This window comes from Planktothrix pseudagardhii, assembly GCF_904830925.1.
GTDB classification, from domain to species: domain Bacteria; phylum Cyanobacteriota; class Cyanobacteriia; order Cyanobacteriales; family Microcoleaceae; genus Planktothrix; species Planktothrix tepida.
Genome location: NZ_LR882967.1, coordinates 268,445 through 295,382, shown reverse-complemented (window position 1 = coordinate 295,382; position 26,938 = coordinate 268,445). Strand labels below are relative to the sequence as shown.

The 26,938-nt window shown below is 41.0% G+C and carries 28 protein-coding genes and 2 pseudogenes; 17 read left to right on the top strand and 13 right to left on the bottom strand.

The genetic code is table 11. The features are described 5' to 3' along the window. Positions 1-54: 54 nt before the first annotated feature. Positions 55-438: a response regulator gene (locus tag NMK36_RS01185; protein ID WP_072719012.1), complete on the bottom strand. Its 384-nt coding sequence runs from the start codon at positions 436-438 to the stop codon at positions 55-57. Further along, the gene (locus tag NMK36_RS01180; RefSeq protein WP_072719011.1) at positions 410-2,851 is read right to left on the bottom strand and encodes a PAS domain S-box protein; all 2,442 of its coding nucleotides are present in this window, start codon (positions 2,849-2,851) and stop codon (positions 410-412) included. Before NMK36_RS01180 ends, NMK36_RS01185 begins: the two co-directional genes overlap by 29 nt. 54 nt (positions 2,852-2,905) lie before the next feature. Here NMK36_RS01180 and NMK36_RS01175 point away from each other — a divergent pair, with 54 nt between their 5' ends. The 3 genes from NMK36_RS01175 to NMK36_RS01165 all read left to right on the top strand — a co-directional run bounded on the left by NMK36_RS01175 (position 2,906) and on the right by NMK36_RS01165 (position 3,609). Continuing rightward, entirely contained in the window at positions 2,906-3,079 is a 174-nt protein-coding gene (locus NMK36_RS01175) for a hypothetical protein (protein WP_186440346.1), read from the top strand. 114 nt (positions 3,080-3,193) lie between these two features. Beyond that, complete coding sequence (locus tag NMK36_RS01170; protein WP_072719010.1) at positions 3,194-3,424, top strand: hypothetical protein; 231 nt, start codon at positions 3,194-3,196, stop codon at positions 3,422-3,424. Further along, positions 3,424-3,609, top strand: a complete 186-nt coding sequence (locus NMK36_RS01165; protein WP_072719009.1) for a hypothetical protein — start codon at positions 3,424-3,426, stop codon at positions 3,607-3,609. Before NMK36_RS01170 ends, NMK36_RS01165 begins: the two co-directional genes overlap by 1 nt. Here the strand turns inward: NMK36_RS01165 and NMK36_RS01160 are convergent. From NMK36_RS01160 to NMK36_RS01150, 3 genes and pseudogenes are all read right to left on the bottom strand, one after another. Then, a pseudogene (locus NMK36_RS01160) lies at positions 3,606-4,422 on the bottom strand (transposase). The gene NMK36_RS01165 and the pseudogene NMK36_RS01160 overlap by 4 nt on opposite strands. Before the next feature lie 342 nt (positions 4,423-4,764). Next, complete coding sequence (locus NMK36_RS01155; RefSeq protein WP_072719008.1) at positions 4,765-6,246, bottom strand: response regulator; 1,482 nt, start codon at positions 6,244-6,246, stop codon at positions 4,765-4,767. 48 nt (positions 6,247-6,294) lie between these two features. Then, positions 6,295-6,513 (bottom strand): hypothetical protein, encoded by a 219-nt coding sequence (locus NMK36_RS01150; protein WP_072719007.1) that lies wholly within the window; start codon positions 6,511-6,513, stop codon positions 6,295-6,297. Positions 6,514-6,780: 267 nt separating this feature from the next. Between NMK36_RS01150 and NMK36_RS01145 the strand changes: the two genes are divergently transcribed. The 5 genes from NMK36_RS01145 to NMK36_RS01125 all read left to right on the top strand — a co-directional run bounded on the left by NMK36_RS01145 (position 6,781) and on the right by NMK36_RS01125 (position 9,795). Then, positions 6,781-7,527 carry a hypothetical protein gene (locus tag NMK36_RS01145; RefSeq protein WP_254172815.1) on the top strand — a complete coding sequence of 249 codons (747 nt, stop codon included), beginning with the start codon at positions 6,781-6,783 and terminating at the stop codon, positions 7,525-7,527. A 165-nt stretch (positions 7,528-7,692) separates the two neighbouring features. Next, positions 7,693-8,703 carry a DnaJ C-terminal domain-containing protein gene (locus tag NMK36_RS01140; protein WP_072719004.1) on the top strand — a complete coding sequence of 337 codons (1,011 nt, stop codon included), beginning with the start codon at positions 7,693-7,695 and terminating at the stop codon, positions 8,701-8,703. Then, the gene (locus NMK36_RS01135) at positions 8,700-9,029 is read left to right on the top strand and encodes a chaperone modulator CbpM (RefSeq protein WP_072719003.1); all 330 of its coding nucleotides are present in this window, start codon (positions 8,700-8,702) and stop codon (positions 9,027-9,029) included. Before NMK36_RS01140 ends, NMK36_RS01135 begins: the two co-directional genes overlap by 4 nt. Before the next feature lie 21 nt (positions 9,030-9,050). Beyond that, positions 9,051-9,257, top strand: coding sequence for a VIT1/CCC1 transporter family protein (locus NMK36_RS01130; RefSeq protein WP_072719002.1), 207 nt, complete (start codon positions 9,051-9,053; stop codon positions 9,255-9,257). Between the two features lie 139 nt (positions 9,258-9,396). After that, positions 9,397-9,795 carry a hypothetical protein gene (locus NMK36_RS01125; RefSeq protein WP_222425230.1) on the top strand — a complete coding sequence of 133 codons (399 nt, stop codon included), beginning with the start codon at positions 9,397-9,399 and terminating at the stop codon, positions 9,793-9,795. A 320-nt stretch (positions 9,796-10,115) separates the two neighbouring features. Here NMK36_RS01125 and clcA read toward each other — a convergent pair whose 3' ends face one another. The 3 genes and pseudogenes from clcA to NMK36_RS28905 form a co-directional block, all read right to left on the bottom strand. Next, a complete protein-coding gene (clcA, locus tag NMK36_RS01120) occupies positions 10,116-11,462 on the bottom strand; it encodes a H(+)/Cl(-) exchange transporter ClcA (protein ID WP_083579982.1) in 1,347 nt (448 codons plus the stop codon). Positions 11,463-11,578: 116 nt separating this feature from the next. Continuing rightward, positions 11,579-12,679, bottom strand: coding sequence for an RNA-guided endonuclease InsQ/TnpB family protein (locus NMK36_RS01115; RefSeq protein ID WP_367400310.1), 1,101 nt, complete (start codon positions 12,677-12,679; stop codon positions 11,579-11,581). 28 nt (positions 12,680-12,707) lie between these two features. Continuing rightward, positions 12,708-12,752, bottom strand: a pseudogene (locus NMK36_RS28905) (helix-turn-helix domain-containing protein); the annotation flags it as partial. Positions 12,753-13,139: 387 nt separating this feature from the next. Here NMK36_RS28905 and NMK36_RS01110 point away from each other — a divergent pair. The 7 genes from NMK36_RS01110 to NMK36_RS01080 all read left to right on the top strand — a co-directional run bounded on the left by NMK36_RS01110 (position 13,140) and on the right by NMK36_RS01080 (position 21,595). Then, positions 13,140-13,634: a DUF1269 domain-containing protein gene (locus tag NMK36_RS01110; protein WP_072719001.1), complete on the top strand. Its 495-nt coding sequence runs from the start codon at positions 13,140-13,142 to the stop codon at positions 13,632-13,634. A gap of 125 nt (positions 13,635-13,759) precedes the next feature. Continuing rightward, positions 13,760-16,429 carry an MGH1-like glycoside hydrolase domain-containing protein gene (locus NMK36_RS01105; protein WP_254172814.1) on the top strand — a complete coding sequence of 890 codons (2,670 nt, stop codon included), beginning with the start codon at positions 13,760-13,762 and terminating at the stop codon, positions 16,427-16,429. A gap of 71 nt (positions 16,430-16,500) precedes the next feature. Then, positions 16,501-17,898, top strand: coding sequence for a sugar porter family MFS transporter (locus NMK36_RS01100; RefSeq protein ID WP_254172813.1), 1,398 nt, complete (start codon positions 16,501-16,503; stop codon positions 17,896-17,898). Positions 17,899-17,972: 74 nt separating this feature from the next. Further along, complete coding sequence (locus NMK36_RS01095) at positions 17,973-18,647, top strand: MarC family protein (protein WP_072718998.1); 675 nt, start codon at positions 17,973-17,975, stop codon at positions 18,645-18,647. Positions 18,648-18,780: 133 nt separating this feature from the next. Then, a complete protein-coding gene (locus NMK36_RS01090; RefSeq protein WP_186440345.1) occupies positions 18,781-18,930 on the top strand; it encodes a hypothetical protein in 150 nt (49 codons plus the stop codon). A gap of 162 nt (positions 18,931-19,092) precedes the next feature. Further along, positions 19,093-20,424, top strand: coding sequence for a ribulose bisphosphate carboxylase small subunit (locus tag NMK36_RS01085; RefSeq protein ID WP_254172812.1), 1,332 nt, complete (start codon positions 19,093-19,095; stop codon positions 20,422-20,424). Between the two features lie 244 nt (positions 20,425-20,668). Then, complete coding sequence (locus NMK36_RS01080; protein ID WP_072718996.1) at positions 20,669-21,595, top strand: alpha-amylase family glycosyl hydrolase; 927 nt, start codon at positions 20,669-20,671, stop codon at positions 21,593-21,595. A 149-nt stretch (positions 21,596-21,744) separates the two neighbouring features. Here NMK36_RS01080 and NMK36_RS01075 read toward each other — a convergent pair whose 3' ends face one another. Together NMK36_RS01075 and NMK36_RS01070 are read right to left on the bottom strand one after the other, a co-directional pair. Next, positions 21,745-22,149, bottom strand: a complete 405-nt coding sequence (locus NMK36_RS01075; RefSeq protein ID WP_254172811.1) for a PIN domain-containing protein — start codon at positions 22,147-22,149, stop codon at positions 21,745-21,747. A 2-nt stretch (positions 22,150-22,151) separates the two neighbouring features. Then, positions 22,152-22,400: an AbrB/MazE/SpoVT family DNA-binding domain-containing protein gene (locus NMK36_RS01070; RefSeq protein ID WP_083579981.1), complete on the bottom strand. Its 249-nt coding sequence runs from the start codon at positions 22,398-22,400 to the stop codon at positions 22,152-22,154. 288 nt (positions 22,401-22,688) lie between these two features. On the opposite strand from NMK36_RS01070, the gene NMK36_RS01065 reads away from it, so the two are divergent. Continuing rightward, on the top strand, positions 22,689-23,027 hold the full coding sequence (locus NMK36_RS01065; RefSeq protein ID WP_254172810.1) for a hypothetical protein: 339 nt from the start codon (positions 22,689-22,691) through the stop codon (positions 23,025-23,027). A 99-nt stretch (positions 23,028-23,126) separates the two neighbouring features. Here the strand turns inward: NMK36_RS01065 and NMK36_RS01060 are convergent, their stop codons facing one another. The 3 genes from NMK36_RS01060 to sufR all read right to left on the bottom strand — a co-directional run bounded on the left by NMK36_RS01060 (position 23,127) and on the right by sufR (position 25,218). Next, entirely contained in the window at positions 23,127-24,047 is a 921-nt protein-coding gene (locus NMK36_RS01060) for an IS5/IS1182 family transposase (RefSeq protein WP_072717485.1), read from the bottom strand. Between the two features lie 67 nt (positions 24,048-24,114). After that, complete coding sequence (locus NMK36_RS01055; RefSeq protein ID WP_254172809.1) at positions 24,115-24,447, bottom strand: hypothetical protein; 333 nt, start codon at positions 24,445-24,447, stop codon at positions 24,115-24,117. 42 nt (positions 24,448-24,489) lie between these two features. Beyond that, complete coding sequence (gene sufR / locus NMK36_RS01050) at positions 24,490-25,218, bottom strand: iron-sulfur cluster biosynthesis transcriptional regulator SufR (RefSeq protein WP_072718989.1); 729 nt, start codon at positions 25,216-25,218, stop codon at positions 24,490-24,492. A gap of 154 nt (positions 25,219-25,372) precedes the next feature. On the opposite strand from sufR, the gene sufB reads away from it, so the two are divergent. Beyond that, a complete protein-coding gene (gene sufB, locus NMK36_RS01045; RefSeq protein WP_072718988.1) occupies positions 25,373-26,809 on the top strand; it encodes a Fe-S cluster assembly protein SufB in 1,437 nt (478 codons plus the stop codon). The last annotated feature ends 129 nt before the right edge of the window (positions 26,810-26,938 follow it).

The window sequence follows — 26,938 nt, the reverse complement described above, 5'->3', positions numbered from 1 at the left end:
CCGTCAGGCGTAGCGCTCTATTAGAGATTAGTTTAAGTGTTGGGAAAGAGTATCTTATGAGTCATGCCAGTTCAAAATTAATCGGATTTGACTCACTACATCTGGTGCTTTAAAAGGTTTAGTAATAATGCCAGCGATCGCTAATTGAGCAAACCGATTTCGATCACTTGCTTGTGCTTTAGCCGTCAGCAAAATAGTAGGAATTGACCTACTTATAGGATTAGATTGCATTTTATTAAAAGCCGTAATCCCATCCATTTCAGGCATCATAACATCCAGCAAAATCGCATCTAGTGGTTCAGTTTCAGCAAGAGCAATACCAGCTTGACAAGAATCTGCAACAACTGTTTCCCAGGAAGCAATCACTCGAAATGCAACAGGGAGGACTTGACGAATTCCAGGTTCATCATCAATCAATAAAATCCGTTTCTTTACCATCTTGATCACCCTCTAAAATTGGTAAAGTGAAATAAAAACAACTCCCTTTTCTGATTTGTAAGTTGCTTTCTGCCCAGATTCGTCCTCCATGTTGTTCAATGATACTTCGGCAAATTGCTAATCCTAAGCCTGTTCCGCCTTTTGAGCGCGAATCAGAAGCATCCAATTGCTGAAACCGTTCAAAAATGCTTTCTAGCTGATGACTGGGAATGCCACGCCCTTGATCCTGAATCATAAACTGTAAACAGGTGACAGGAGATAAATCCTCCACAGACAGTGAAGAAAACTTCTCTACCTGAATTTTAATAATCGAATCGCAAGGAGAGAAACGAATCGCATTACTCAGTAAATTAGTTAGAACTTGGATAAGACGATCGGGATCAGCCTGAATTGGATAGGAGACCACAGACACCTCAAACTGAATATCGGATTGATTTGCCAAGTCCTTCATTTGGTTGATGGCAGTCTGAATCAGATCGTTAGGGTAACAAGACTGTTTTTCAAGGTGAACCTTACCGGAGTCGAGCCGTTCTAAATCGAGGATATCATTCACCAAACGCACCAAGCGATCAACTCCTTCGGCCGTTACATGAATCATCCCTTGTCCCTCTTCCGATGTCGGATCAACCCATTTTTGATCGAGCAAACTCAAAGCAACTTGCATAGAAGTTAGGGGAGTCCGCAGTTCATGACTAACAATAGAAACAAACTCACTTTTGAGTCGTTCCAATTTATGCTGTTCGGTAATATCTTTACCAATCCCAATAATACCGATTACGCTAGTCTGTACGGGAGAACCTATTGGATTTCCAGTCGTATCTTGCAAAACGGTATTATTCCAGACAATGATTCGTTCTTCCCCAGATTTCGTGATAATTCTATTCTGATAATGGGAATAAGGAACGTGCTGCTCCAGCAAATCAACAAAATGGGTTCGTGACACTTGCCATTCTTCAGCAACCACAAACGTTTTAAACCACTCTTGACCCATCACTTCTGGCTCGGTGTAACCCGTAACTTGCAAGAAAAAAGGGTTAACATACTCCACCACCCCTTGAGTATCTAATCCCACCACCATCAGTTGTACCTGATCTAACAGACTTCGCCATCTCCGATTTGATTCTTGCAAGGTGGCTTCGACTCGTTTGCGATCAGTCACATCCAATACCGTACCAAATAACCAAATCAGTTCTCCTCGCTCATTAAAAATTCCCGGTTCTGCTCTGGCTTCGATGTAGCGTACCTCTCCATCAGGACGGATAATTCGCAGATCAAATTCATAAGCCTCCCCTCTGACTGATGCGTTAAACATAGCTTGATGAATGTCTAAATCATCAGGATGGATATATTTATCCCGCTTTTGGGCATCCGGTACAGCACTATTGGGATCAAGTCCGTGAATGCGATAGATTTCCTCAGACCAGATAATCTTTTCATTGTCTTGTTCCCATTGCCAACTGCCTACATGGGCAATCCGTTGGGCTTCTCGTAGGGCAAATTCACTTTGACGGAGTGCCTGTTCTACCCGCTTACGCTCCGTGACATCCAGCACCGTGCCATACAAGTGTAATAATTCTCCCTGAGCATTGAAAATTCCAGGTTCTCCTCGTGCTTCAATATAGCGAATTTCCCCGTTAGGGCGAATGATGCGTAAATCCACTTCAAAGGAGTGCCCAGCCAGCGCTCGCTCAATTAACTGTTGATAATCAGCAAAGTCGTCTGGATGGATGTAAGGTTCAAGTTCTTTGCCTTGAGGCGGAGATTGGTTAAGATCGCACCCATGAATCTGATACATTTCTTCTGACCAGATGACGGTGTTTGTAATTTGATCCCAATGCCAACTTCCGACATGAGCAATTCTTTGGGCTGTACGCAGATTAAATTCACTCTGTTGTAATGCTTCGATGACTTGTTTATACTCAGTGATTTCTAGGACGATACCACCGACAGCAATGACATCACCCGTAGTGCTGGAAATGGGAAAAAAAGAGTTGATGCAATGTCGTAAAACTCCGGGTTGACTGGGTACATAACCCGATATTTCTAAATTTGAGATCGGCTGTCTGGTTTCAATGAGAGTTTGCAGTAAAGGTGTTAGGGTCGGGGCAAGTTCGGGTAACAAATTGGCTAATAATTGACCTAAATGCTCCTGAATAGAATACCCGTTGATGTCTGCTAAGACTTGATTAATATGGAGGAATCGTAGGTTTTTGTCAACAATAAATAATCCCACGTTGGACTGAGTTGCCGCATTAAAAAAGCCTGCAAACAATTGCTCTGATTGAAGAAACTCTTGATCGGGTTGTTCAGATGACGGCAAGACCCCGGACTTTTGCTTCAGCATCGCAACCTCGGCTCTCAGGGCTTGCAACTCTTCAATCAATTCGGTTTTGGTCTTGGCATCATCGTCCATCCTGACGTTCTCCTTTGTATCCCTATCAATTTTAAGGGGTTTAGGACTGATACCTTGACTAATTTGATCCACCTGGCAATTAGAACAGGGTTAGCGGTTAAAGATTACTTTTTTAATAGTATAACTGGCAAAGCTGAAAAGGGATTAGAAATCTCTGTGATTTCTGTTGTGGAAGTAGAAACTCGTTTAGCTTATACTTTTAGTTTATCTCTGGGATACTCGCTCTAAAAAATCTCCAAAAATAGCTTTATTATTTAGCACTTGCGCTTACTCCCTTAAAACGATATAATAGAGGGAGTTATAACCTTAAAATAAGCTATTTGAGGTAATCAAATATTAGGCATGACTTTAGAACAAGTAATTCAACAAGCAAAACAACTTTCCGCTTTGGAAAAAATGCGTTTAATTCAAGCGATCGCACCCGATGTTGAAAAAGAATTAATTCCAACTGAAATTAAACCTCGCCGTTCTTTATGGGGAATTTGTGCTGATTTAGGACAAGCTCCCTCAGCAGAAGATATTGATCAAGTTCGTCAGGAGATAGGGTTAGGCTTTGAGAGAGAGGATATATAATGTTAAAGGCGATCGCTGATACTCATACTATTATTTGGTATATTTTCGCTGATTCTCGTCTTTCACAAACAGCGCGCTCAACAATTGATAATCTTGCGGCTAATGGTGATTGGGTAGGATTTTCTATAATTACTATTGTTGAAATTATTTATGGTTCTTCAGTATTTAGTATGCTAAAGATTTAGTTAAAATGCCAATTCAGTAAACATCTTGATTGAAAGTTTTTGAAATTCCTGAATCCATAAGCCGAGCGTTTAATCAGTTTCAGCTTGTTATTAATTCCCTCCACTACCCCACTGGTTGTTCTGTGATCAAAGTAAGCAATATAAGCTTCTGTATCCTTTCCACAGATCTATGCTGACTTCTTCTACCTTTTCTAGCACCTCTGTTCCCCATCCCAGCAACACTTTTTTGATTTCTTCTTGTGTTCTTTTTTGGAGAATTGCAATTAACTTCGACTTATCTAAATCTATTAAAACTGCACAATAATTTCCTTTTCCTTTAATCAATGCTATTTCATCTATTCCTAATCTTTTTAAATCGGTGGGTTTGAACTCAGCTAATTCTGATGATGCGTCTTTTAACATCCTTTCTATTTCTTCTGTTGTCACTAATCCTTTTTTGGCAACACTGTTTATATCCTTTTCTAAAACTTCTTGTACGATTCTATTAGCCAATCTTTTTGTATAAGTCCTTCTTTTTTCCACGAAATCTAACTCCTCACTAAACGGCCTTTTACATTTCTTACATTTGAACTGTCGTCTATTTATTTCCAAAAATACTGGCGATTCTCCCCAAGGTAAATCTTTAATTATATATCGATGGTTTTGATGTAATTTATGACTTTTTTCCCCACAACGAGGACAAATACTTTCCTGATGGATTGGCTCTATCTCTAAAATTATTCCAATCCCTTTATGCTGATGACGTGAGACTACTTTTACTCCTTCTAGCTCCAGAAGCTCTGTGAGCATTTTAATTTCCCTTGAGGAAGTCATTGTTACTGATTTACCCTGAATTTACCATTTTTCTGATTTTAGTTAACAACACAGATGGCTTAACTGTCAACCGGAAAAAGCTTTTCAGCTAGGGGTAGATATATTTTTTGTCTTTCTTGATTTTATTAACTATAATTTTAGCATACTAGATACTGAAGAACCAAAAAAAAATTGATCAGCTTACAGCAAAGTTATGGGAAGTAACAGATGAAGAACTAGAATCAATTCAATTAGTCTTATTAGAAAAAAAAGAGGTTGATAAAGGTAAAAAAATTATAGTATCTGATGCTGAAGAAGATTAGGCTTTAATTTTAATGTATGTAATAGCAATAACATGACTGATTACTGCTTCAGTCTTTGGCTACGTCGAATGCGATTGCAAACTTGAGTCGATAGTTCTTCGGGTACAATTGGCTTGGCTAAATAGTCATCTGCACCACAGGCAAACACCTGTTGTACCGTCTGGCGATCCGTTTGAACGGTCAGAATTAGAATGGGTAACCAACTCCATTGTGCTGTTTCTCGAATGAGTTGGCAGATCTCTAATCCATTCATCTCAGGCATATTAATATCTAAAATTAACAAATTGGGCTGAACATTTTCTAAGGTTTCCCAAATTTGTGTTGGTTTTTCTAATGTAGTCACTTGAATTCCCTCATTTTCCAGAATTTGTTTAACTAAGATAAGAATTATGGCATCATCATCGACTGCCATGATCCGGATCGGCTGAGTATCAAAAGGGAAATCCTGGGAAGAATTAAGTTGAATCAAAGAATTTTCTTCATGAATAGAATTAATGGGTTGCTGTTCTAACTCTAGCCGTAAAGTTTTGACTAATTGAGTGAGTGAATGTGTCGTTTTTAGGTGTATAGCCTGATTTTGTAATAGGATTTCTATTGCCTTAGCGATATAAGCAGCGGCTTCAAAACCAAAGGTAGCAACTGTACCTGCAAGCTGATGAGCACTTTTTTGGGCTGTTTGTAGCTGATTTTGATCTAATATTTGAGATTGCAAACTTGTGACAGCTTGTTCTAACGTTTTAAGATGATTAAACACTCCTTCTCGAATATTTTGCCAAATTTGAGCAATCGCATTCTCTAATTCTTTTCCTGGCTCCGCAGACAAAGGAGAACGAGAGGAGGAATCCTGTAAAAAACTTGGATTAATTCGATAACCATGTCCATACAAAGTTTCAATTAAATCTTCTGCTCCCACAGCTTTTAATTTGTTGCGAATGCGACGGATATGGGATTTTACAGTATCTTCCGTAGGCAGTTTATCCAATGACCAAAGATGATCAACAATATCCATTCGGCTAAAAACACGACAAGGATGACGTATAAATAATTCTATTAATAAATATTCTTTGCGACTAAAAGGTATAACTTGCCCCTGATAAGTAATTTGTCGCATTTCGGGATTGAGCCGAATATCTCCACAGGAAAAAATGATTGTTGATTGTTCTGTTAATCGACGAGAGAACACTCGAATTCGAGCCAGCAACTCTTGAATATCAAAGGGTTTTATTAAGTAATCATCGGCTCCGCTATCCAATCCCATTAGTTTATCGGTCAAGGAATCCTTTGCTGTGATCAGCATAACCGGAACTTGTAGATTGTGTTCTCGTAAGCGACGACATAAACTAATGCCATCCAACTTCGGCAATATAATATCGAGTAATACTAAATCATAAGAAATGATATTCATCATCTCCCAACCCATTTCACCGTCAGTTGAAACATCCAAAATATAATTGTGTTTACTGAGAACGGCACTCAATGCTTGAGCTAAATTATGGTCATCTTCAACCAGTAGAATTCGCATATTTTCCCAATGCTTCACTTTGATTAAATAGGAATTAATAAAAATTTCCTATTCAGATTCAGGATTGGTATAGGGATCAATATTGGGGTCTTTCACGGGTTCAGGATGAGGATTAGTATAGGGTTCTAAGTTAGGGTCTGTATTAGAATTGGGATCAGGATTAGTATAGGGATCGATATTTGGATCTTCGACTTCTTCAGGATGGGGATTGCTATAAGGCTCTGTATTGGGATCTACATTGGGTTGAGGATGACTAGAAGTAGACATTAGCTTATAACCTCATGAATTTTAGATAGGTCTTTTGTTCAAATCGGGGTCTAAACAGTAAATTTTCCTAGAAGAAATTTACTTTTTTAAACTAATCTGTAACCAGATCCTATATTCTATCCTGCAAAAGTAACAAAGTGGTGACAATTCAAGGGGTCTTTTCTTTGAGTTTAGCTGATCAACAAGACACAACATTACTGGCACAATAGAAATCAATAATGCACCTGAAGATGACAATAACATTAGGATTACTACGAGGATTTTGTTATGCCTTATGCCTTTGAACAACTGCGATTTCACTTTATTGAACATACCGTTCGCCGAGTCTGGTATGAAGGGAATACGAAAGATGAATTGATTCATGCCATCCGTAGTCAATTGCAGCAGGAGTTAACCGATGACGAACATTTAGCCCTACAGGATCACGTCAACTTCCTTTGTAACGAAACGGAAAAGCTATTACGCAGCCGCATTCCCCATGATATTGCGCCTAGGGAGACTGCAATCGAACTGTGGGGATATCAGCAAATCCAACCCTTGGCTCCCAATCTCTACATCCATCATAACCAACCGACCCAGCAGGATTTTGAGCAGCATTTTCAACTTCCCCCAGGAGAAGTCTGGGCGTGGAATGTGGTTTATACGACGACTGGGCCTTATTATGGCGTGCAGACCAATACAGAAGGAACACCCGCAACCCATTATCAGGATTTAGGGTCAGCATCGTTTTTGTTGGATCTAGCAGCAACGTTAAAATCGTTCAAGGGATGTAAAGTATTGGGGGATCTCACCTGGGATAATATGGATGGTTTTACCCTCGAATTTGATGAATGTAAGGCAATCTATGAAACACTACAGAGTCAGAATGATGTCCTTAAAACCGCCCTCAATCCATTAATTGAGGAAAACCCAACCTTTAATCAGTCGGAACAGCTAATCGCCACGTTAGCTTCCCCCTTAAAAAGTGCTTTAAACAATGGTATTGCTCAATTTAAACGGGGAAGAATGCTCTAGTTAGAAACAGGGGGCGCAGGGAGAGCAGGGGAGGCAGAGGGAGAAGGGGGAGCAGACAATTTTTGCTTGTCTTCAAACTAATAACGGGTGACTAAAAGCCTCCCGTCCCCACTTTTTCTGATAACTGATAACTGATAACTGATAACTGATAACTGATAACTGATTATGGCTGCTCAAGATTTTAAAGATTACTACGCCATCTTAGGTGTTGATAAAGCAGTTGATCAGGATGCTATTAAGAAAGCCTATCGAAAACTGGCTCGTCAATATCATCCTGATCTCAATCCTAATGATAAAAAGGCAGAAGAACGGTTTAAGGAAATTAACGAAGCCTACGAAGTTCTATCTAATGAAGAAAACCGCAAGAAGTATGACCAGTACGGACAATATTGGAAATATGCCCAGGAGGGAATGCCACCGCCAGGGACAGGCGCGACCCAGTATGAAGATACGGACTTTGGACAATATGGGGATTTCAATGACTTTATTAATCAACTGTTGAATCGTTATGGTCAGGGCGATCGCCAGGGTCGTCGCGCTTATCGTTATTACACCAGCGATGGCTACCCAGAAGAGACAGACGAATTTGATCCGGGGTATCGTTCCCCCTATCATAGCTATGCGCCCCAACCTGACGTTGAAGCGGCGATTGTTCTGACGATGGCAGAAGCCTTTCAAGGTGTGGTTAAACAGTTGCAACTCGAAGGAGAACCGTCGTTTAAAGTCCGGGTTCCCCCTGGTGCTAAACCAGGTAGCCGGATTCGCATTAAGGGAAAAGGGCGAATGAATCCCTTTACCAAAGAACACGGCGATCTATATGTGACGATTGATCTCGCTCCCCATCCCTTCTTTAAGCTGGACGACCAAACGAATATTACCTGTGAAATTAACCTCGCGCCCGATGAAGCGGTATTAGGAACTGACCTTCAGGTTCCGACACCCGATGGACTGGTGACGATGAAAATTCCCCCCGGTGTAAAATCAGGACAGGTCTTAAGGTTGCGGGGTAAGGGATGGAAATTACTTAAAGGGGAGCGTACCGATCAACTGGTCAAACTGATGATTGTGGCTCCCAAGGAAAATGAGTTGAGTGAGATTGAACGCACCAGCTATGAAACGATTCGCGCCCATCGGATGTTTAACCCCCATGCCAATCTGGAGAATATCACCCTATGAACGAAGACATGATTGATTTAGTCTCCTCCGAATCCGCCACTGGGGAGGAGCGTTGCTATACCGTTGAACAGGTAGCCACCCTGACGGCGGTTTCTGTGACTTTGGTACGTCGGTTAGTGGCTTTGAATGTGATTGAAGCGGAACAGGATCAGTTACCCGCCAGAGAAATTACTCGCCTGACCCAAATTTTACGGCTGCGACGGGATCTAAGCGTTAATTGGATTGGGGCTCAAATGGTTCTCGATATGAGCCAGGAAATAGCTCGCCTCAAGGCGCTTTTGCAAGCCTATGAATCCCACAGTGCCCGTAACAATTTTGAGAAATGATGACGAAAACTTCCCTCTCCGGTGTTAGCGTTTGTATTCTTACCCCTAGCAGAAGCACGATGGGTTTCGTTGCTCATGACCTTGTTGCTGTTGATCCTGTTGGGATATGGTCGCGCTCGAATTGGGATGCGTGCAGTGTTACCAACGGTTCTACAAACCGTCGGGATTGCTGGATTAGCAGCGATCGCAGGTGTTCTAATCGGGAAACTGATTGATCTGCACTTTTGATCAATACCTCACAGGACTGAAAACCGCTATAAATTAATAGGATTTTGCACGGTTTTGTCACTTTTTTGCAATAAACTCCAGTCAATTATGGTGATGATTCTCCTAATTTTGTCTATCTATCGAATGGACTAGCAAAATCATGTTTAATTTTTTTAACAAATTGAGTTTTGTAGCGATAGGAACAGTGTTACTCTTTCCTAGCCTTCCAGTTCAAATAGCGTCAGCCGCTCCCAGTTTAGGTGATGGAATTATCTGTGTTGCCAAAGGTAGGACAAATCAAGGTCATAAAATTTACTTTTATACCTCTGTCATCGATAACAATAGCATGGAGAAAAAACAACCTGTTTCAGTCACCATAAATGAATCTATAAATGGACAAATGCAGCCGGCTGGATTAGCCTCTACAACCTATCAAGGGAACGATACTTATAGTGGAAAATCTCAAGCTGGAAGTCCTATTAGTTTTAGTTTATTGGGTAACTATAGTGTAATTCAAATTCAGCATAGTGGTCAAACCTTTACCGGAATTTGTCACTAAGATTTGGGTGAATTACTAATTAATAGGAAGCCAGAAAATTTGAATGATGATCTTTGTGAAATTTATCATTAGGATGATCATTCAACTTCATTTAAAAAATACGATGATTAATGGAGTACATTCAGACAATGGGAGCCAGAAGAACCGCACCAAACTAAAAGCTTTTTTCGTTGGTGCTGGTTATATGAAATCTTTAAATATTTGCTACAAATAACTAATCGGATAACTCATCACTTTTTCCGCTCCCCTATTCCCGATTTTCTTTTCCCCCCTGTTCCCTGTTCCCTTTTATAGCATTCTTTTCAAGATTTCATATTACTTTACTTTTTTAATCTTCGTTCCAAAAGCACTGAGTAAATCGGTCTTCCTCCCAATCCCTCAGCCGTAGCACTAGCCATAAAACAACTGACTAAAATTGGCAAAATTAACTGATAATTAGCCGTCATTTCTAAGGTTAATAAAATTGCCGTTAGGGGAGCGCGGACGGTGGCAGAAACCAATGCTCCCATCCCAGTAATTGTTAAGACTTGAGGTACGGGTAAAATACTCGGAAACCAAAGATAAATTTGTTTAGCAACACCTAACGAGAATAAAGTTGCAATTGAAAGCATGGGCGCAAAAATTCCGCCCGGAGCACCAGACCCATAGCACAGAATAGTCATTCCAAATCGAACCATAAATAATAATAAGAGAAAATCAGTAGGTTCTACATTATTAAACGACCAGATGATCATCTCTTCCCCACCGCCAGTCGTCGGGGCATAAAGCCAACTCATTAACCCAATAAAACCCCCCACAAATAGCCCCGTTAGTTGATAGGGAATGCCGCGCAAACTTGAAAAAAAATCTAAACTTTTCACTAAGAAAGCATTAAAATAATACCCAATTATCCCAAAGGCAACTCCTAAAAGGGCAAAAATCCACAACGAGGCGAGGGGTGGCGTTTCAAATTGAGTCAGTTTTAAAACAGGCCCAGTCCCCAAGATGAGTTGCTGTCCAATCGTTGCGGTAATACACGATAATGTTATGGCTCGATACGCATGAACTTGATCCTCAAACACGGGTTTCATTTCTTCAAACACAAACAGAATTCCCGCCAAAGGCGCGTTGAAAGCCGTTGCTAGTCCCGCTCCGGCGTTAGCTGCAACCAACACTCTCGTTTGTTCGTGAGAAGCCCGAAACCAAGTACCGACCATCTTGCCGATACTGCCTCCCATCTGAATCGTTGGCCCTTCCCGTCCCATCACCATGCCACTACCCAGGATGAGAAGACCCGTAGCGAACTTAATCGGCAGTACCCGTTGCCAAACTAGGGGTAAATGCCCTGATAGCATCCCTTCAATTTGGGGAATGCCACTACCGGAGGTATCTGGAGCAAAGCGTCGCATCAAGCCAAATCCCAGATAGACCATGACACTTGATACAACAATCGAGATAATCGCCCCTTTTCCAGGCATCTGATCTAAAGAATGAATCCAACGCACCCGGTTATCTAGGATTACTGAGACTAGAAACCGAAAGCTACCCCCAATCAATCCGGTCATCAATCCGGCTAGAGCCGCCCAAAACAGAATCGGGTTGAGTTTTCCCAGGATAGCTTTGAAAGCTGTGGATCGGAAAATTGAGTGAAGTAGGTTGATATTTTGAGGATTAGGTTTAGATTCCATAGCCGCAGGAATAACTGAAATGTTCCGTTCAAGGGTGAATGGGGATGGGTTCCGATGGAATCAATTTTGGTGAACTACCAACACCGCCCTAATCGGGTCGGTGTTGGCTTCTGAATTCACAGACCGATGCCCCTTACTTGAAAAGTAGGTGGTCTTACACAGCCTCCATCAGCAAAAACGGGGTTCCCTCCGCCTTCAGTTAATATTCTGATGCCTTCATTCCTGATATTAAGTGCAGCGTTTTCATCACGGTCATGGTGAGTTTGGCAATTTGGGCAATCCCATTCTCTGATATCCAGAGGCAACTCACTTAGTATATGACCGCAACTCGAACAAGTTTTAGAGCTAGGGAAAAAGCGATCAATTTCTATAAATTCGCCGTTTTTTTGCTTCAGCTTATAATCAACAAAGTTGACAAATTTTCCCCAACCCACATCAGATATCGACTTAGATAACTTTCGGTTCTTAACCATTCCCTTGACGTTGAGGTTTTCAACGACAATCACTTGGCTTTCGTTTACCAATTCTCTTGATAATTTATGCAAGAAATCTTGGCGGGAGTTGGTTATTTTCTCGTGAACCTTAGCAATAATTTTTCTGAATTTCTCTCTCGATTTACTACCTTTGGTTTTTCGGGAGAGTTTTTTCTGTTTCCGGGCTAGATTTTTCTGATGACGCTTTAAATGTTTTGGATTAGCGTATTTGGTTACTTTTTGTCCATCATGAACAATTGCGAAATCCTTTAGCCCTAAATCAATTCCAATAACTTTATTTCCCGATTCCTTGACTCCATTTGATTCTACTTCACACAGAATAGAAGCAAAGTATTTATTACTTGAAGTCTTGGAAATTGTTACTGTTTTAATTTTTCCTGTAATCTCTCGGTGAAATATTGCTTTGATTTCACCAATCTTGGGAACTTTTAGATATTCACCGTTAACAGTAACACTTTGAGGATACTGAATTGATTGCTTGTGATGTTTAGATTTGAAATTAGGAAATTTAGCTCGTCCCTCAAAAAAGTTTTTGTAAGCTCTGTCTAGGTTGATTGCGATACACTGGAGAACCGATGAGTAGCAATCCTCTTTAAGCCAAGGATACTCTTTTTTAAGTTGAGGTAACATTCCCTTATAAGATGCTAATTTTAGGCTTTTGCCAGTTTCTTGATAGTGCTGAATACAGGCGTTTAAGGCAAAATTCCTTTTGCGATCTTGCACAACCCAATGACTTAGCCAATGCTAATGCCTGTTCTGTTGTTGGATATAGCCTAACTTTTGTTGCCTTCAGCACTTTGGATCACCTCCTTTTGTTAATTATTATAATCTATTTTACAATCATAAAACCCAACCGCAATTCATCCCACGCTGCCCTAACGGGTCAGACGTGGGGCACGAGTGCGGAAGAAGCTAAACAATTAATGGACAACCCCGGAAAAGTTTACAGAACAAAAGTGTCAAACCCGTGCAATAAAAAGATGTCGTGGCTGAAGTTATAAGGATTAGATAATGTAGCGTTAAGTATAAGGTAGGCAGTTCTTGAAAAAAATTGACTTAGGAGTGAAATTGACCTGAGTTTGTCACTTTTCTTTGTTAGAGTTGCAAGTGCTTTTAGAAGATATGTCCAAATCATTGAAAATATCAGTTTTGTCTCAACGTTCAACAAAGGAAAACTTAAATTATGGCAGCATTGACGGTCTGGAAATTTAATACGGCTGATGGTGCAGATAACGCCCTCAACAAATTACAAGACCTGCAAAAACAGCAACTAATTCAAGTTCTTGATGCGGCAATTGTCTCTTGGCCAGAGGGTCGCAAACGTCCTAAAACCTATCAGGCGATGGACACAACAGGAGCAGGAGCATTAGGGGGAGCATTCTGGGGAATGCTGTTTGGACTCATCTTCTTTATGCCCTTTCTGGGAATGGCAATGGGAGCCGCCATTGGTGCGCTTTCAGGTCATTTTACAGACTATGGAATTAATGACGACTTTATCAATGATGTCAAAAGCAAGGTTACAGAAGGAACTTCTGCCCTTTTCTTGCTGACGGGTCAAGTCACAATTGATAAGGTGGAAGACGCTTTTACACCTGAAGAACGAGGCGAATTAATTCAATCTAACCTCACCCACGAGCAGGAAGCCAAACTGCGCCAAGATTTTGGCGTCGAGGAATAGTTCGGGCAAATATTATTAGCTAGTTTTTAGACTACAAAAACCGGGTTTCTAGTTCAGATTTTATCAATACAATCGAGATTTTTTCGTCAGAAACCCGGTTTCTGTTTTAACGAATATTTAACGATATGAACGCTGAACAAAAGCGAGTTCAAGAAAATAGTGAATCACAAGTCTGGAGTCAATGGGGCCCTTATTTAAGCGAGCGCCAGTGGGGAACGGTACGAGAAGATTATTCACCTCATGGTAATGCCTGGGATTACTTTCCCCATGACCATGCTCGTTCCAGGGTTTACCGTTGGGGTGAAGACGGGTTAGGGGGATTTTGCGACGCTGCGGGCGAAATCTGCTTTGCCTTAGCGTTTTGGAACGGACAGGATTCTATTTTAAAAGAACGGTTGTTTGGGCTAACGAATGCTCAAGGCAATCATGGTGAGGATGTCAAAGAGTATTACTATTATGTAGATAATACTCCCAGTCATTCTTATATGCGCTGGGTTTATAAATATCCACAACAAGCTTATCCTTATACCGAATTAGTTAATGTTAATGCAGCCCGAACCCGACAACAAGGAGAATATGAATTAATCGATACAGGCATCTTTAAGGATAATCGCTATTTTGATATTACGGCAGAATATGCAAAAGCGACTCCAGACGATATTTGTATCCGAATTCATATTGTCAATCGAAGCCCAGAAACTGCCGAAATTGATGTTTTACCCACCCTCTGGTTTCGCAATACTTGGTCATGGACAGGTCGTAAACCGACCCAACAACTGACAGCAACGGATGGGGGCATTAAACTTTATCATCCCGACTATGGGGACTATTGGCTGTATTGCGATCACGTTTTTGGCAATAGCCCCTCGCTCTTATTTACCGAAAATGAGACAAATTTTAAACGCTTGTTTGGGAGCGAAAATCCGACCTCTTATGTCAAAGATGCTTTTCACACCTATCTGATTCAGGGTCAGTCAGAAGCTATAAACCCTAACCAAATTGGCACTAAATCGGCAGCCCACTATCATCTCACCCTCACGGCGGGAGAGCGCGTAACGCTGCAATTGCGATTCACCCATCAACCCGTTGAGGCAGCATTCGGCTCTGAATTTGCAGCCCTATTTAACCAACGGCAACAGGAAGCAGATCAGTTTTATACAAACTTATTTCCGGGGTTAAATGAGGATGATCGCACGATTCAGCGACAAGCCTTTGCAGCATTGCTGTGGAGTAAACAGTTTTATGACTATGACGTACATACCTGGTTACAGGGTGATCCTGGGCAGCCTCCTCCTCCGACCGAACGCTTGACGGGACGAAACAAAGAATGGCAAACGCTCTATACCAAAGCCGTGATTTCGATGCCGGATAAATGGGAATATCCTTGGTTTGCCGCTTGGGATTGGTCGTTTCACTGCGTTGTCTTTGCCTTAATTGATCCTGGGTTTGCTAAACAACAATTACTCCTATTATGCAGTGACGAATGTATCAATTTACAGGGGCAAATTCCGGCTTATGAATGGTGTTTTAGTGATGTCAATCCCCCTGTACAAGCTTGGGCAGCTTGGAAGATTTATCAATATGAAAAACAGAAAACTGGACAAGGCGATCGCAACTTTCTCGAACAGATCTTTCAGACATTACAAGCCAATTACTATTGGTGGCTAAATCGGGAAGACAAAGATCAAAAAAATCTATTTCAGGGTGGTTTCCTGGGGTTAGATAACATCACCATCTTTAACCGCAGTGCCGCGTTACCCACGGGCGGTTATCTGCAACAGTCCGATGGGACTGCCTGGATGGGAATGTTTTCCCTCAACATGATGATAATTGCCCTGGAGTTAGGCCGTAGCGATGGCGTTTATCGGCAAACAGCCCTGAGTTTTTTGCGTCACTTCCTGAATATTGCCCAAGCGATGGATCGGGTCGGAGACGATCATCATCTTAGCCTCTGGGACGAAACCGCAGGCTTTTTCTTTAGTGCCTTAACTCTACCCGATGGGCAAGAAATCTCCCTCAAAATCTATTCCCTAGTCGGGTTAGCTCCGTTACTGGCGGTTTGTACCCTGGAACCGGAAGTTCTCGAACAATTTCCCGACTTTCAAGCCGGGATGGAAAAATTGATCCAACGTCGTCCCGATTTAATGCAACATATTGCTTCCCTGAAGCTCAAAGGCAAATCAGAACGACGGTTGTGTGCCATTGCTACACCGGAAGAACTGAAACGAATCCTCAAACATTTATTGGATGAATCGGAGTTTCTGTCTTCCTATGGGATTCGATCGGTATCACAATATCACCGACAGCATCCCTATCACTTAAATAACCAGGGACATGACTATGTAATCGACTATGAACCCGCCGAATCCACCACAGGGGAATTTGGAGGAAATTCTAACTGGCGTGGCCCGATCTGGTTTCCGATGAATTATTTACTGATTGAATCCATGCAGCGATATTACCGCTATCTGGGGGATGATTTTCGCGTGGAATGCCCGACGGGATCAGGCAATCTGATGACGTTGAAGGAAGTCGCCGAAGAACTATCGCAACGGCTGATTAACTTGTTTCGTAAGGGCGCAGAAGGTCGTCCGATATACGGTGATATCACCAAATTCCAACAAGATCCCCACTGGCGAGATTTACTTCGGTTTCATGAATATTTTCAGGGCGACAATGGCGTCGGATTGGGAGCCAGTCAACAAGCGGGATGGACGGCACTGGTCGCCAAACTGATTCAGGAGGTGAATGATAAAGCCTTTTATGACCAGCTTGGGCAAATGCTTTTGTTTTAGCTCCCCTGATTTCATCACTCAATTTTCAGCAGATTAACCATTGAAATCCCACGATTATCAGGATTGTTATTATGGCGCAAACATCATCAACCTCTCAACCTGTTCCATCTGGAACCCATCATCAGGTCTCTCGGTTTGTCATTATTGTTTCGGCGATCGCAGCTATTGGCGGACTGCTGTTTGGCTACGATACGGGGGTCATTTCAGGAGCAATTTTGTTCATTAAAGAGCAATTTCGCTTAGATTCCACCATGCAGGAATTTGTCGTCAGTTCGGTGCTGGTGGGTTCAGTGACCGGAGCGGCTTTAGGTGGACTGCTGGGCGATCGCTTTGGACGGCGACACATGATTATTCTCGCTGGCATCATTTTTGGTTTGGGTGCGTTGTTAACAGCCTTTACGCCTAACCTAACTATTTTGGTGATCGGACGGATTATTGTTGGGGTTGGGATTGGGATCGCGTCTTTTATTTCTCCAATGTACATTTCGGAAGTTGCACCTAAGAGTATTCGGGGAACACTGGTTTTCCTGAATCAATTAGCCTTAACCCTGGGAATTTTGCTGTCTTATTGGGTCGATTACCTGTTTACTAATGTGTCAGAGGGTTGGCGTCTGATGCTAGGGTTGGCAATTGTTCCCGCTTTAGCACTGGCTTTGGGGATGGCAAAAATGCCCGATAGTCCCCGTTGGTTGATCATGCGAAATCGGGGCGGACAGGCGCGCAAGGTGTTACATCAGATTCGCGGTACTCAAAATGTCGATGCAGAACTGGAGGAGATTCACAGTAGTTTGGCAACGGAAGGTTCATCGCAATGGTCTGATTTGCTTAAACCCGCATTACGATTACCGTTGATGATTGGCATTGGGTTGGCAATATTCCAGCAAGTCACCGGAATTAATACCGTGATTTACTACGCACCGACGATTATGGAATTTTCCGGTTTAAAATCGGCTGGGGCTTCAATTCTAGCAACAACGGGGGTCGGGGTGATTAACGTGCTGTTTACTATTGTTGGCTCTTGGTTTGTTGATCGAGCCGGACGGCGACCCTTGCTGTTAACCAGTTTGATTGGGATGGCAATTTCTCTGGCTTTATTGGCAGTTTCCTTTCAATTGCCCCAACTAGCTTCGTCTCTGGGTGTTGCGGTTGTTATAATTCTAATGCTGTATGTGGCATCGTTTGCCATTGGTTTAGGCCCTGTGTTCTGGCTATTAATTTCTGAGATTTATCCGCTTAATATTCGCTCTAAAGCTATGAGTGTGGCGACGGTTGCCAACTGGGGCGCAAACCTAATCGTGGCGATGACGTTCCTCTCTATTGTCAACGCCTTGGGGCGTCCGGGTGCCTTCTGGCTCTATGCTGTACTTACCCTTTGCTCGGTAGTCTTTACCTACTTACTGGTTCCAGAAACCAAAGGTCGGACGCTGGAGCAAATTCAAGAAGAATTGAAAACCCATCATCTCAAATAGCGGATTCTGAAACTAAGGGAACAGGGAACAGGGAAGAGGGAACAGGGAACAGGGAACAGTAAGAAATACCATTAATGGATACACAACTTCTCAGTACATTTGCAGCTAGTTTATTTGCACTGCTCAATCCTTTGGGGGTTTTGCCCGTTTTTATCAGTTACACCGCTAAAGAAAACAAAGGGGTACAAAAATGGCTCGCAGTCTTACTTTCACTCACTGTATTAGGCTTGCTTCTGCTGTTTTTATTGACGGGATCGTCTCTCCTTCAGTTCTTTGGCATTACCTTAGATTCATTCCGAATTGCTGGGGGTATTTTGCTGTTACTAATTGGGATTAACTTGGTAACAGGTAATATGAAAGGTAAGGTGCAAGATGTTGCTGAACAGGACAATCAAAGTGATTTGGAAGAAGCGAAGTCTGTTTATAGAAAGATTGTGATTCCCTTGGCAATGCCCCTGCTGGTGGGGCCAGGTGTAATTGCCAATGTGATTCTCTATGCCAATGAAATTCAGGCTAACAAAGATGGATTTCAGATTGTTGAATTGGCTGCTGTTTGTGTCTTTATTTCATCTATTGTCTGTGCCATTTTGCTTTCAGGACAATGGTTGCAACGAATATTAGGTAATGTGGGGTTAAGTATTGCGACTCGGATTTTAGGCTTACTGGTTGCTTCTATTGGGGTGCAATTTATTACAAGTGGATTAACTAGCATTCTGGTTCATCAAATCGCCCCCCAACTCCGACTATGACCGAATGTCCTCTCTGATGTAGTATATTTGAAGTTAAGCTATATTTCAAGGCTTGACAAAACTAGACGGTACAGTCTATCCTAATTTTAGGAAAAGACTATACGGTCTAGTTAATTAGCGTGAGGGTTTACTCATGGATATTATTTCTTTAACCATACTCTTAGGTGTAATTGTAGCGACAGATGAAATTCTCAATAATCAATTGAAAGTGTCAAAACGCTTATTAGATTGGCTAGATAAGCAAGAAACCCCCGAAAAAAAGTCTAATGAACTGATCCGCTAAACCCTGATCACAGGTTAACAGGGTTAACAGGCAAGATGCCTGTTCCACATTTTTTCTTAAATCTATTTCTAAAGATAGATGTTAATAACGGTTAATTTTAGGTTCCTTTCATCGTAAAATCAAACTAGGGCACCGAATTTAAACTGTTGTGTCATTTTCAATATGTCTTATTATATTTCACCTCGCTTTCTCGATAAACTGGCTGTTCATATCACCAAAAATTTCTTACAATTACCTGGTGTCCGGGTTCCTCTAATATTAGGAATTCACGGACGCAAGGGAGAAGGAAAAACCTTTCAATGTGAATTAGTTTTTGAGAAAATGGGATTTGAACCCGTGATGATATCCGGTGGGGAATTAGAAAGTCCTGATGCGGGAGATCCGGCGCGATTAATTCGATTAAGATATCGGGAAGCCTCGGAACAAGTGAAAGTTCGGGGACAAATGTGTGCTTTATTTATTAATGATTTAGATGCGGGTGCTGGACGGTTTGATTCGGGTACTCAATATACCGTGAATACGCAATTAGTGAACGCTACATTAATGAATATTGCGGATAATCCCACTAATGTTCAATTACCGGGAAGTTATGATGAAACCCCCTTACATCGGATTCCCATTATTGTCACCGGAAATGATTTTTCCACATTATACGCGCCCTTAATTCGGGATGGACGCATGGAAAAATTTTATTGGGAACCTACAAGGGAGGAACGCATTGGCGTGTTACGGGGAATTTTCCAAACCGATGAATTATCCCAACAAGATATTACTCAATTAGTTGATACTTTCCCTGAACAATCCATTGACTTTTTTAGTGCTGTGCGATCGCGAATTTATGATGAACAAATTCGAGATTTTATTCATAAACAGGGAGTTGAACGTATTTCTAAACGGATTGTGAATAGTGCGGAAAAAGCTCCTGAATTCCAGAAACCCAACTTTAAACTACCCCATTTAATTGAAATGGGTCAACTGATGGTTGCGGAACAAAAACGGATTCAAGAAATGCGATTAGTCGAAGAATATAATCAATTTCGCACGTTTAATAGTCAATTTGGAGCTTCCCCCATTCCCCAAGAAAATCGTCAACAATCGTTAAATCCCATTCCTCATAACCCCTATAATCCCATTATGCCTCCCCATAGTATTAATAGTACAGGGGCAACCGTAATGCAAGGAGATGCCAGTGGCAGTACATTAGTGAGTGGGGGAAAATGCGTTAGTACAAATTTAGGGATTGAAGTCTTAGAACAAATTGATCAGATTATATCCAGTGGCTATCGGGTTGGATTAGAATACGCCGATAAACGACGGTTTAAAACTGGATCTTGGAATAGCTGCGGGTTAAATGGTAATCAATCAGAAGGAGATATTCTTCGAGGAATTGAAACTTGTTTAACAGAACATCCCCAAGATTATATTCGCTTATTGGGAATTGACCCCATTGCTAAACGGCGAGTTGTAGAAATGATTATTCAAAAACCCCAATAGATCAGGGTATCAAGCGTTAGATCAAAATCGGGATTCTCGTTAGTTAAAAACAGGCTATGCCTCTGGGGGTGTCAAGTCTTGTGAGTTCAATTTAGTATTTTGTTCTGAATGGGTAGAAAATCCCTTGAATCAACGAAAGGAAATCACAACTTAGGGGTGAAAACCCTCTTGAGGGAATGTTCTCTACGTTGTTATTTTCCTTTCTATCTTTTGAGCAGAATTTATTACTATCAAGGGACTCACCATGACAACACCTGTGGAATTTTCAGCCCCAACAAACTTATCAGAAGTTAATTTAAAACCTCGTGGTAAAGTTTATCCCAGCCCTGACGACTGGCGCGATCAAATCTTGTATTTTCTGTTACCAGATCGCTTCAGTGATGGGGAAGAATCCAAACGCCCCCTGTTCGATCGCCATCATCCCGAAGACTGGAAAACCCTAGATAAAGCAGCTTGGATGAAAGCTGGAACCAAGTTTTCAGGGGGAACATTAAAAGGAATTGAAAGTAAATTAGATTACTTAAAAGAACTCGGTATAACTACCCTTTGGATCGGCCCAATTTGGAAACAACGGTGTGATTTACAAACCTATCATGGCTATGGAATTCAAAACTTTTTAGAAATAGATCCTCGGTTTGGAACTCGTCAAGATTTAAGAGATTTAGTTGATGCGGCCCATGAACGGGGAATGTACGTTTTACTCGATATTATTTATAATCACACCGGAAATAACTGGTTTTATCAAGACGAAAACGGTGAACACAAAGATACCCTTTCCTATCGCTATTCTCCGGCTCATCCGGTTGCTGGATGGCGTTCTCAAACTGGAGACTGTATTGATAAACCCCAGTCTATTGAAGATGGCGTTTGGCCGCAAGAATTTCAAAATTGGGACTGGTATACTCGCGCCGGAAAAATTGAACATTGGGACGCAGCTGCTTGGGAAAATGTCATGCACCCAGATGTTGAATTCCGCCGGGGTGACTTTTTTGATTTAAAAGATCTTTGCCTTTCAAAAGATGAAGTTTTATCCGCTATTATTAAGGTTTATCAATATTGGATTGCCTTAAGTGATTGTGATGGATTCCGTATTGATACCGTTGAACTGTATCAAAATCGAACCGCCGTTCATGTGAACTTGCCCCCGGCGGGAATGGTAATTCTAGCGTAATCTTATCAACCTTATTAAAATACCCCAGCCTCCCTGAGAAACTGGGGTTTTATACTATCCCTTTTCCTAAAATTATCACGTTGTCATGATAGAAATTGGTAGTCTAGTATAATAGATTAATTGATTCCAATGAACCAACCAAAAATTAATTAATCTGGCTCTATATAAGGTATATCTAAACGTTTGAAATCTCGATCAAAAGAAGCAATAAATTCATTTTCTTTACGAGCTACTTCTGCAAGATAAGCATCAACAAAATCAACATTTGCTGTTGCCATACTATCAAGGGCTGTTATTACTTGCTCACTAGATTCAAGAATAATACCCTCTGATGTTAACAAACCTATCAAAACATCTGCAACTTGTTGTCGAGAATAACCATAAAAAGAAATTAATACCCAAACCACTTCAGCCACAACAATTGAAGATACCTTGAGTGTAATTTCTCCTTGTTCAGCTTTCTGTAAAAATTTAGCAGCTCGTTCAGCGAGAGCGAGAGGATCATTAGTAATGAACCTTAATAAAATATTGGCATCTACCCAATAATTACTCATGATTATAACTGATTAGATTTCTGAGCTAAAGATTGAGCTACAGCTTGGCGTATAGTTGTCTTACCCGGATAAGCTTGAGTGGCGGGTAAAACTCCTCGGAATTCACTCAGCCGTTTTCTTTTAATGGGTTGTAACCTAATTTCATTTCCGGTAACAATTAATAGGAATTCATCTCCCTGTTTCAGTTCTAAACGCTCACGAATTTTAGAAGGTATAGTAATCTGTCCCTCTTGATTAAGTTGTGTTTTCATGATTGAGCTATTTTCTGAGATGGGTTGTTTTGATTATATCTTAAGCGATCGCTCTCTTGACCATGATTAAAAGCGAGCCCCAAAACACTCTTTTTAGGTATACTCAATGCTGAGAAACCGGGTTTCTTAACAACAATCTCAGTTGGGAGACAAAAGCTTTTTGAGAAACCGGGTTTTTTAGTCCCTACTGAACTTCATCCGTATGAAAATCGCTGTAATACAGAACATGGTATAATATCTCACAAAGCAAACTCTAACTTTTATACCACCTATCTAACTAGCGAAGATATGATTGATATTCCTATTTCTATTCTGATTCAAGTCGCTAAAGATATCTATGTATTTCTTAACAAAGATAATAATCCTGACGGTCTTAGTGGTGATACTTTAGCATTTTTTCAAGGATTTAAAAAAGCTTATGAAAGTAAGGATTTGGAGGAAATAGGAAAGCTGATTTCAACCTCTTATTCAGGAAATTTTTTTTATACTAGCAACCGAGAAGAATTGTTAAAAACATTTGATTTAATTTTTAAAAAAGTTCCTGATCTATGCCAATTAAAACTTATAATTAAAAGACATCTCCGAAAATCTCCAAATGCCCTCTATCGCTACTTTTGGAATCTCTAGCACTCCTGTGCCGGCTTCTCCAAAAGTAACGGATTCATAGGCTTTTTCAGTCACATTAATAATAACTAATGAATTTTATCTCTGATATACAATTATTTCTCAAAAGAATTCTGGGCAATTCTTAGATGGTAATACAATCGCTCCTATTCGCCATCTTATTAATCCACATACTGTCAAGATTACTGCTTCATAATTTTGCCTCTTTAACCGAAATCTTTCTGAAGCAACTCGATAAATTTTTATCAGTCTTATTAAATGTTCAACTACAATCCTTTGTTGGGCTTTTAACCGATTTTCTTCTCGCTTTTCCGCCGACATCTCTTGATTCCTCGGTTTCTTATACGGTGTATTAATTGCTGTTTCTCCTACATAAGCTTTATCCCCTCTGTATTTTTGATTATTCCCCAATTCCTGGCTTCTTTCTCTCCACAATTTCAGATCACTTGTTGCTCCGGTATAACCCACAGCTACATCCACTATTTCTTTTCCATTTGGCATGACAATGACTTGATTTTTAAAGGTATGTGTCTTTTTCTTTCCTGAGTAATATTTTTTCTGCTCTTCATTGTCTGTTGGTCTTTCCCTGGGCTGTTCATAGCTATCTACTACTAACTCAAATTCCACCAGAATTTTTTCTACCCACTCCCAATCACTCTCGTTTTTTTTTACTTGCTCTAGCAAACTCGCTGGTAGTAATTCTCTCAAGATTTTTATCCAGTTATGGAAAATATCATTCGCTGTTGATTCACTGACTTCAAACTGTAACCCTAACATTTGAAATGTCGGCATTTGATGCAGATAAATTAGAGTCAGTAAGATTTGTTCCTCCACAGATAATTTCTGCCGACGACCCCCACCTGCTTTAATCAACCTGATTTTAGTTTTTTCTTTTTCCTGTCGTTTTTCTTCTTCTAATAACTCCGCAGCTTGAATGAGTTCTATCATCTGTTCATATTCCATCCCTAATAGCCTTTTTGCTTGCTGGGGATTCTTGTCCAGATAGTCTCTTAATTTACTCATCTCTAATCCGGGGTAAAATTTAATTTTATCATCTTTTTACCCCTCCTTTTTTCTATTTTGGAGATGTCTAATGAATTAACTGTTTAACCGTTAAATTTTGAATTGGAATATTTTCGGCTTCTGAAGCTTTTTTTAAAGGATTTAATGAAGCCATTAATAACTGAGTAAAGAAACTATCGAAATTGGCATCAAATTCAATATTTTCTTGAAAACTAGAATCATTTCTAACCCAATTCTGGACTTGTTCGGGTTTAATATCTTCAATAATAATATCTTCGCTTTGAGAAATTTGTTTCAAACAGCGTAACGCATAAATCGCTAACCGCGTTGAGAACTTATCCTTAGAGGATAATAACGCCGCATCCACTTGAATGGCTTCATCCTGAGTTAAAAATTCCATAGCTTTATGTAATAATTGAATATAGGAGTCGCTCAAGTAGGGTTAGGACAAAGATTGTTGCAGAAAACCAGATATTATGTCTGTCTTTTCCTCCCTGTTCCCTGTTCCCTGTTCCCTGTTCTCTCCTATAATTAAATACCCACACCGATGTTCCCCATTCACAATCCAATGGGTTCTTTCTACGGTACAATCTTCTAAAATTGCCCCAAACATTTCTAATTCATGACCACAAACACTGGGAAATGATTCCGCCACATTAGAAATGGCACAATTATGTTCCGTTAAAATATAACGTTCTCGCGGAGTATCCAGTTGTTCTGACTCCACCAAATACCACTCCGCCATATATCCTTCGGCTTTCCGCAATTCCACTAATTTTTCCACTCGTTCTTTGAGCGAACCCTTCCCAACTTTTTGTCGATATTCAATAGCTTTACGCTGCCATTGTTTCTGTAAAATTTGACTAACCTGTTCATGTCCGACGGTTTGCGCTAAAGTATCCAAAAAGGAAATCGCAAACTCATCATAACGGTTCGGAAAACGTTCCCGTCCTTGAGTCGTCAATTCATAAACGTGCTGAGGTCGCCCCATCCCCACCTGAACCGAGTTATAGGCAATTAACCCCTCCAGTTCCAAATCTTTGAGATGACGACGAATGGCTTGGGGACTAATCTCAAGGGTTTCCGCTAACTCCTGGGCCGTCGCCTGTCCCTGTTTGAGAAGGAGTTGCAGAATATCGTGTTTTGTGGACTGCTGCTGAGTGGTGGCCATCGTCTTAACAAAAATTTATAAATTTGGACTTTGACAATGCACTTGTTGTTAATGTAGCTTAAAATAGACTTAAGTAACAAATCTGTTGCTTAAGTCAACAGCCTACCACCCGTCTGCCATCCTTTGAGAACTATCGAACACTAAATTTAAGGTTATGAGTGCTTCCGTTAAAACCCTAGTCAACCAGCCGTATAAATACGGTTTTGTTACCGATATTGAGTCAGACACCATTCCCCGTGGACTCAGTGAGGATGTTGTCCGCCTGATTTCGGCTAAAAAAAATGAACCGGAATTTATGCTTAACTTCCGTCTACGAGCCTATCGACAATGGCTGAAGATGGCAGAACCCACTTGGCCCCACGTCAACTATCCGCCCATTGACTATCAATCTATTATCTACTATTCCGCTCCCAAAGTTGAAAACAAAAAAGCAAGTTTAGAAGAAGTTGACCCCACTTTATTAGAAACCTTTGAGAAATTAGGTATTCCTTTAAGCGAACAGAAGCGTCTTTCTAATGTAGCCGTTGATGCGGTTTTTGATAGTGTTTCCATTGCCACAACTTTTAAAGAAAAATTAGCTGAAGACGGGGTAATTTTCTGTTCCATTTCCGAAGCCGTTAAGGAACATCCTGAACTGGTGGAAAAATATTTAGGAAGTGTCGTTCCCGTTGGCGATAATTTCTTTGCTGCATTGAATTCTGCCGTTTTTAGTGATGGATCATTTGTTTATATTCCCAAAGGTGTCCAATGTCCGATGGATTTGTCTACCTATTTTCGGATTAATAACGGTGATTCTGGACAGTTTGAACGGACTTTAATTATTGCAGAAGAAGAAAGTTCTGTCACCTATTTAGAAGGCTGTACCGCCCCCATGTTTGATACCAATCAACTGCACGCCGCCGTTGTAGAATTAGTCGCGTTAGATAATGCGGAAATTAAATATTCTACGGTGCAAAATTGGTACGCTGGAGATGAAGAAGGCAAAGGCGGAATTTACAACTTTGTCACCAAACGGGGATTATGCAAAGGAGTGAATTCTAAGATTTCTTGGACACAGGTAGAAACGGGGTCTGCTATTACTTGGAAATATCCCAGTTGTGTGTTAGCTGGGGATAATTCAGTGGGTGAATTTTATTCCGTTGCGCTGACGAATAATAAACAACAAGCGGACACCGGAACCAAAATGATCCATATTGGGAAAAATACCCGCAGCACGATTATTTCTAAAGGAATTTCTGCTGGAAAATCCGCTAATAGTTATCGCGGGTTAGTGAAAATGGGGCCGAAAGCCGAAGGCGCGAGAAATTATTCTCAATGTGATTCTATGTTAATCGGAGATCGAGCCCAGGCGAATACGTTTCCCTATATTCAAGTGGAAAATAATAGCGCTAAAGTCGAGCATGAAGCCTCTACGTCTAAAATTGGAGAAGACCAGCTTTTCTATTTTGCACAACGGGGAATTTCTGCTGAAGATGCTGTCTCCATGATGATTAGCGGTTTCTGCAAAGATGTGTTCAATAAATTGCCGATGGAATTTGCCGTTGAAGCCGATAAATTATTGAGCTTGAAATTAGAAGGAACCGTTGGTTAATCATTCCCCGACCCCCCCCTCGTTTCTAGGTTCTACCTAGAAATGAGAAATAGAGGCTCTGCCTCTAGTAAAAAAGGAGGCGGAGCCTCCCGACTACATTCCCTGGTAGAACCAGGGAACTAGAAAACT

Bases quoted from the DNA above. Each gene is read 5' to 3' on its own strand.
- NMK36_RS01185 (WP_072719012.1), bottom strand. From the start codon at position 438: ATGGTAAAGAAACGGATTTTATTGATTGATGATGAACCTGGAATTCGT.
- NMK36_RS01140 (WP_072719004.1), top strand. From the start codon at position 7,693: ATGGCTGCTCAAGATTTTAAAGATTACTACGCCATCTTAGGTGTTGAT.
- sufB (WP_072718988.1), top strand. From the start codon at position 25,373: ATGAGTGCTTCCGTTAAAACCCTAGTCAACCAGCCGTATAAATACGGT.
- NMK36_RS01065 (WP_254172810.1), top strand. From the start codon at position 22,689: ATGATTGATATTCCTATTTCTATTCTGATTCAAGTCGCTAAAGATATC.
- sufR (WP_072718989.1), bottom strand. From the start codon at position 25,218: ATGGCCACCACTCAGCAGCAGTCCACAAAACACGATATTCTGCAACTC.
- NMK36_RS01125 (WP_222425230.1), top strand. From the start codon at position 9,397: ATGTTTAATTTTTTTAACAAATTGAGTTTTGTAGCGATAGGAACAGTG.
- NMK36_RS01095 (WP_072718998.1), top strand. From the start codon at position 17,973: ATGGATACACAACTTCTCAGTACATTTGCAGCTAGTTTATTTGCACTG.
- NMK36_RS01055 (WP_254172809.1), bottom strand. From the start codon at position 24,447: ATGGAATTTTTAACTCAGGATGAAGCCATTCAAGTGGATGCGGCGTTA.
- NMK36_RS01085 (WP_254172812.1), top strand. From the start codon at position 19,093: ATGTCTTATTATATTTCACCTCGCTTTCTCGATAAACTGGCTGTTCAT.
- NMK36_RS01170 (WP_072719010.1), top strand. From the start codon at position 3,194: ATGACTTTAGAACAAGTAATTCAACAAGCAAAACAACTTTCCGCTTTG.
- NMK36_RS01075 (WP_254172811.1), bottom strand. From the start codon at position 22,149: ATGAGTAATTATTGGGTAGATGCCAATATTTTATTAAGGTTCATTACT.
- NMK36_RS01090 (WP_186440345.1), top strand. From the start codon at position 18,781: ATGGATATTATTTCTTTAACCATACTCTTAGGTGTAATTGTAGCGACA.
- NMK36_RS01060 (WP_072717485.1), bottom strand. From the start codon at position 24,047: ATGAGTAAATTAAGAGACTATCTGGACAAGAATCCCCAGCAAGCAAAA.
- NMK36_RS01145 (WP_254172815.1), top strand. From the start codon at position 6,781: ATGCCTTATGCCTTTGAACAACTGCGATTTCACTTTATTGAACATACC.
- NMK36_RS01105 (WP_254172814.1), top strand. From the start codon at position 13,760: ATGAACGCTGAACAAAAGCGAGTTCAAGAAAATAGTGAATCACAAGTC.
- NMK36_RS01100 (WP_254172813.1), top strand. From the start codon at position 16,501: ATGGCGCAAACATCATCAACCTCTCAACCTGTTCCATCTGGAACCCAT.
- NMK36_RS01165 (WP_072719009.1), top strand. From the start codon at position 3,424: ATGTTAAAGGCGATCGCTGATACTCATACTATTATTTGGTATATTTTC.
- NMK36_RS01135 (WP_072719003.1), top strand. From the start codon at position 8,700: ATGAACGAAGACATGATTGATTTAGTCTCCTCCGAATCCGCCACTGGG.
- clcA (WP_083579982.1), bottom strand. From the start codon at position 11,462: ATGGAATCTAAACCTAATCCTCAAAATATCAACCTACTTCACTCAATT.
- NMK36_RS01180 (WP_072719011.1), bottom strand. From the start codon at position 2,851: ATGGACGATGATGCCAAGACCAAAACCGAATTGATTGAAGAGTTGCAA.
- NMK36_RS01155 (WP_072719008.1), bottom strand. From the start codon at position 6,246: ATGCGAATTCTACTGGTTGAAGATGACCATAATTTAGCTCAAGCATTG.
- NMK36_RS01150 (WP_072719007.1), bottom strand. From the start codon at position 6,513: ATGTCTACTTCTAGTCATCCTCAACCCAATGTAGATCCCAATACAGAG.
- NMK36_RS01080 (WP_072718996.1), top strand. From the start codon at position 20,669: ATGACAACACCTGTGGAATTTTCAGCCCCAACAAACTTATCAGAAGTT.
- NMK36_RS01110 (WP_072719001.1), top strand. From the start codon at position 13,140: ATGGCAGCATTGACGGTCTGGAAATTTAATACGGCTGATGGTGCAGAT.
- NMK36_RS01070 (WP_083579981.1), bottom strand. From the start codon at position 22,400: ATGAAAACACAACTTAATCAAGAGGGACAGATTACTATACCTTCTAAA.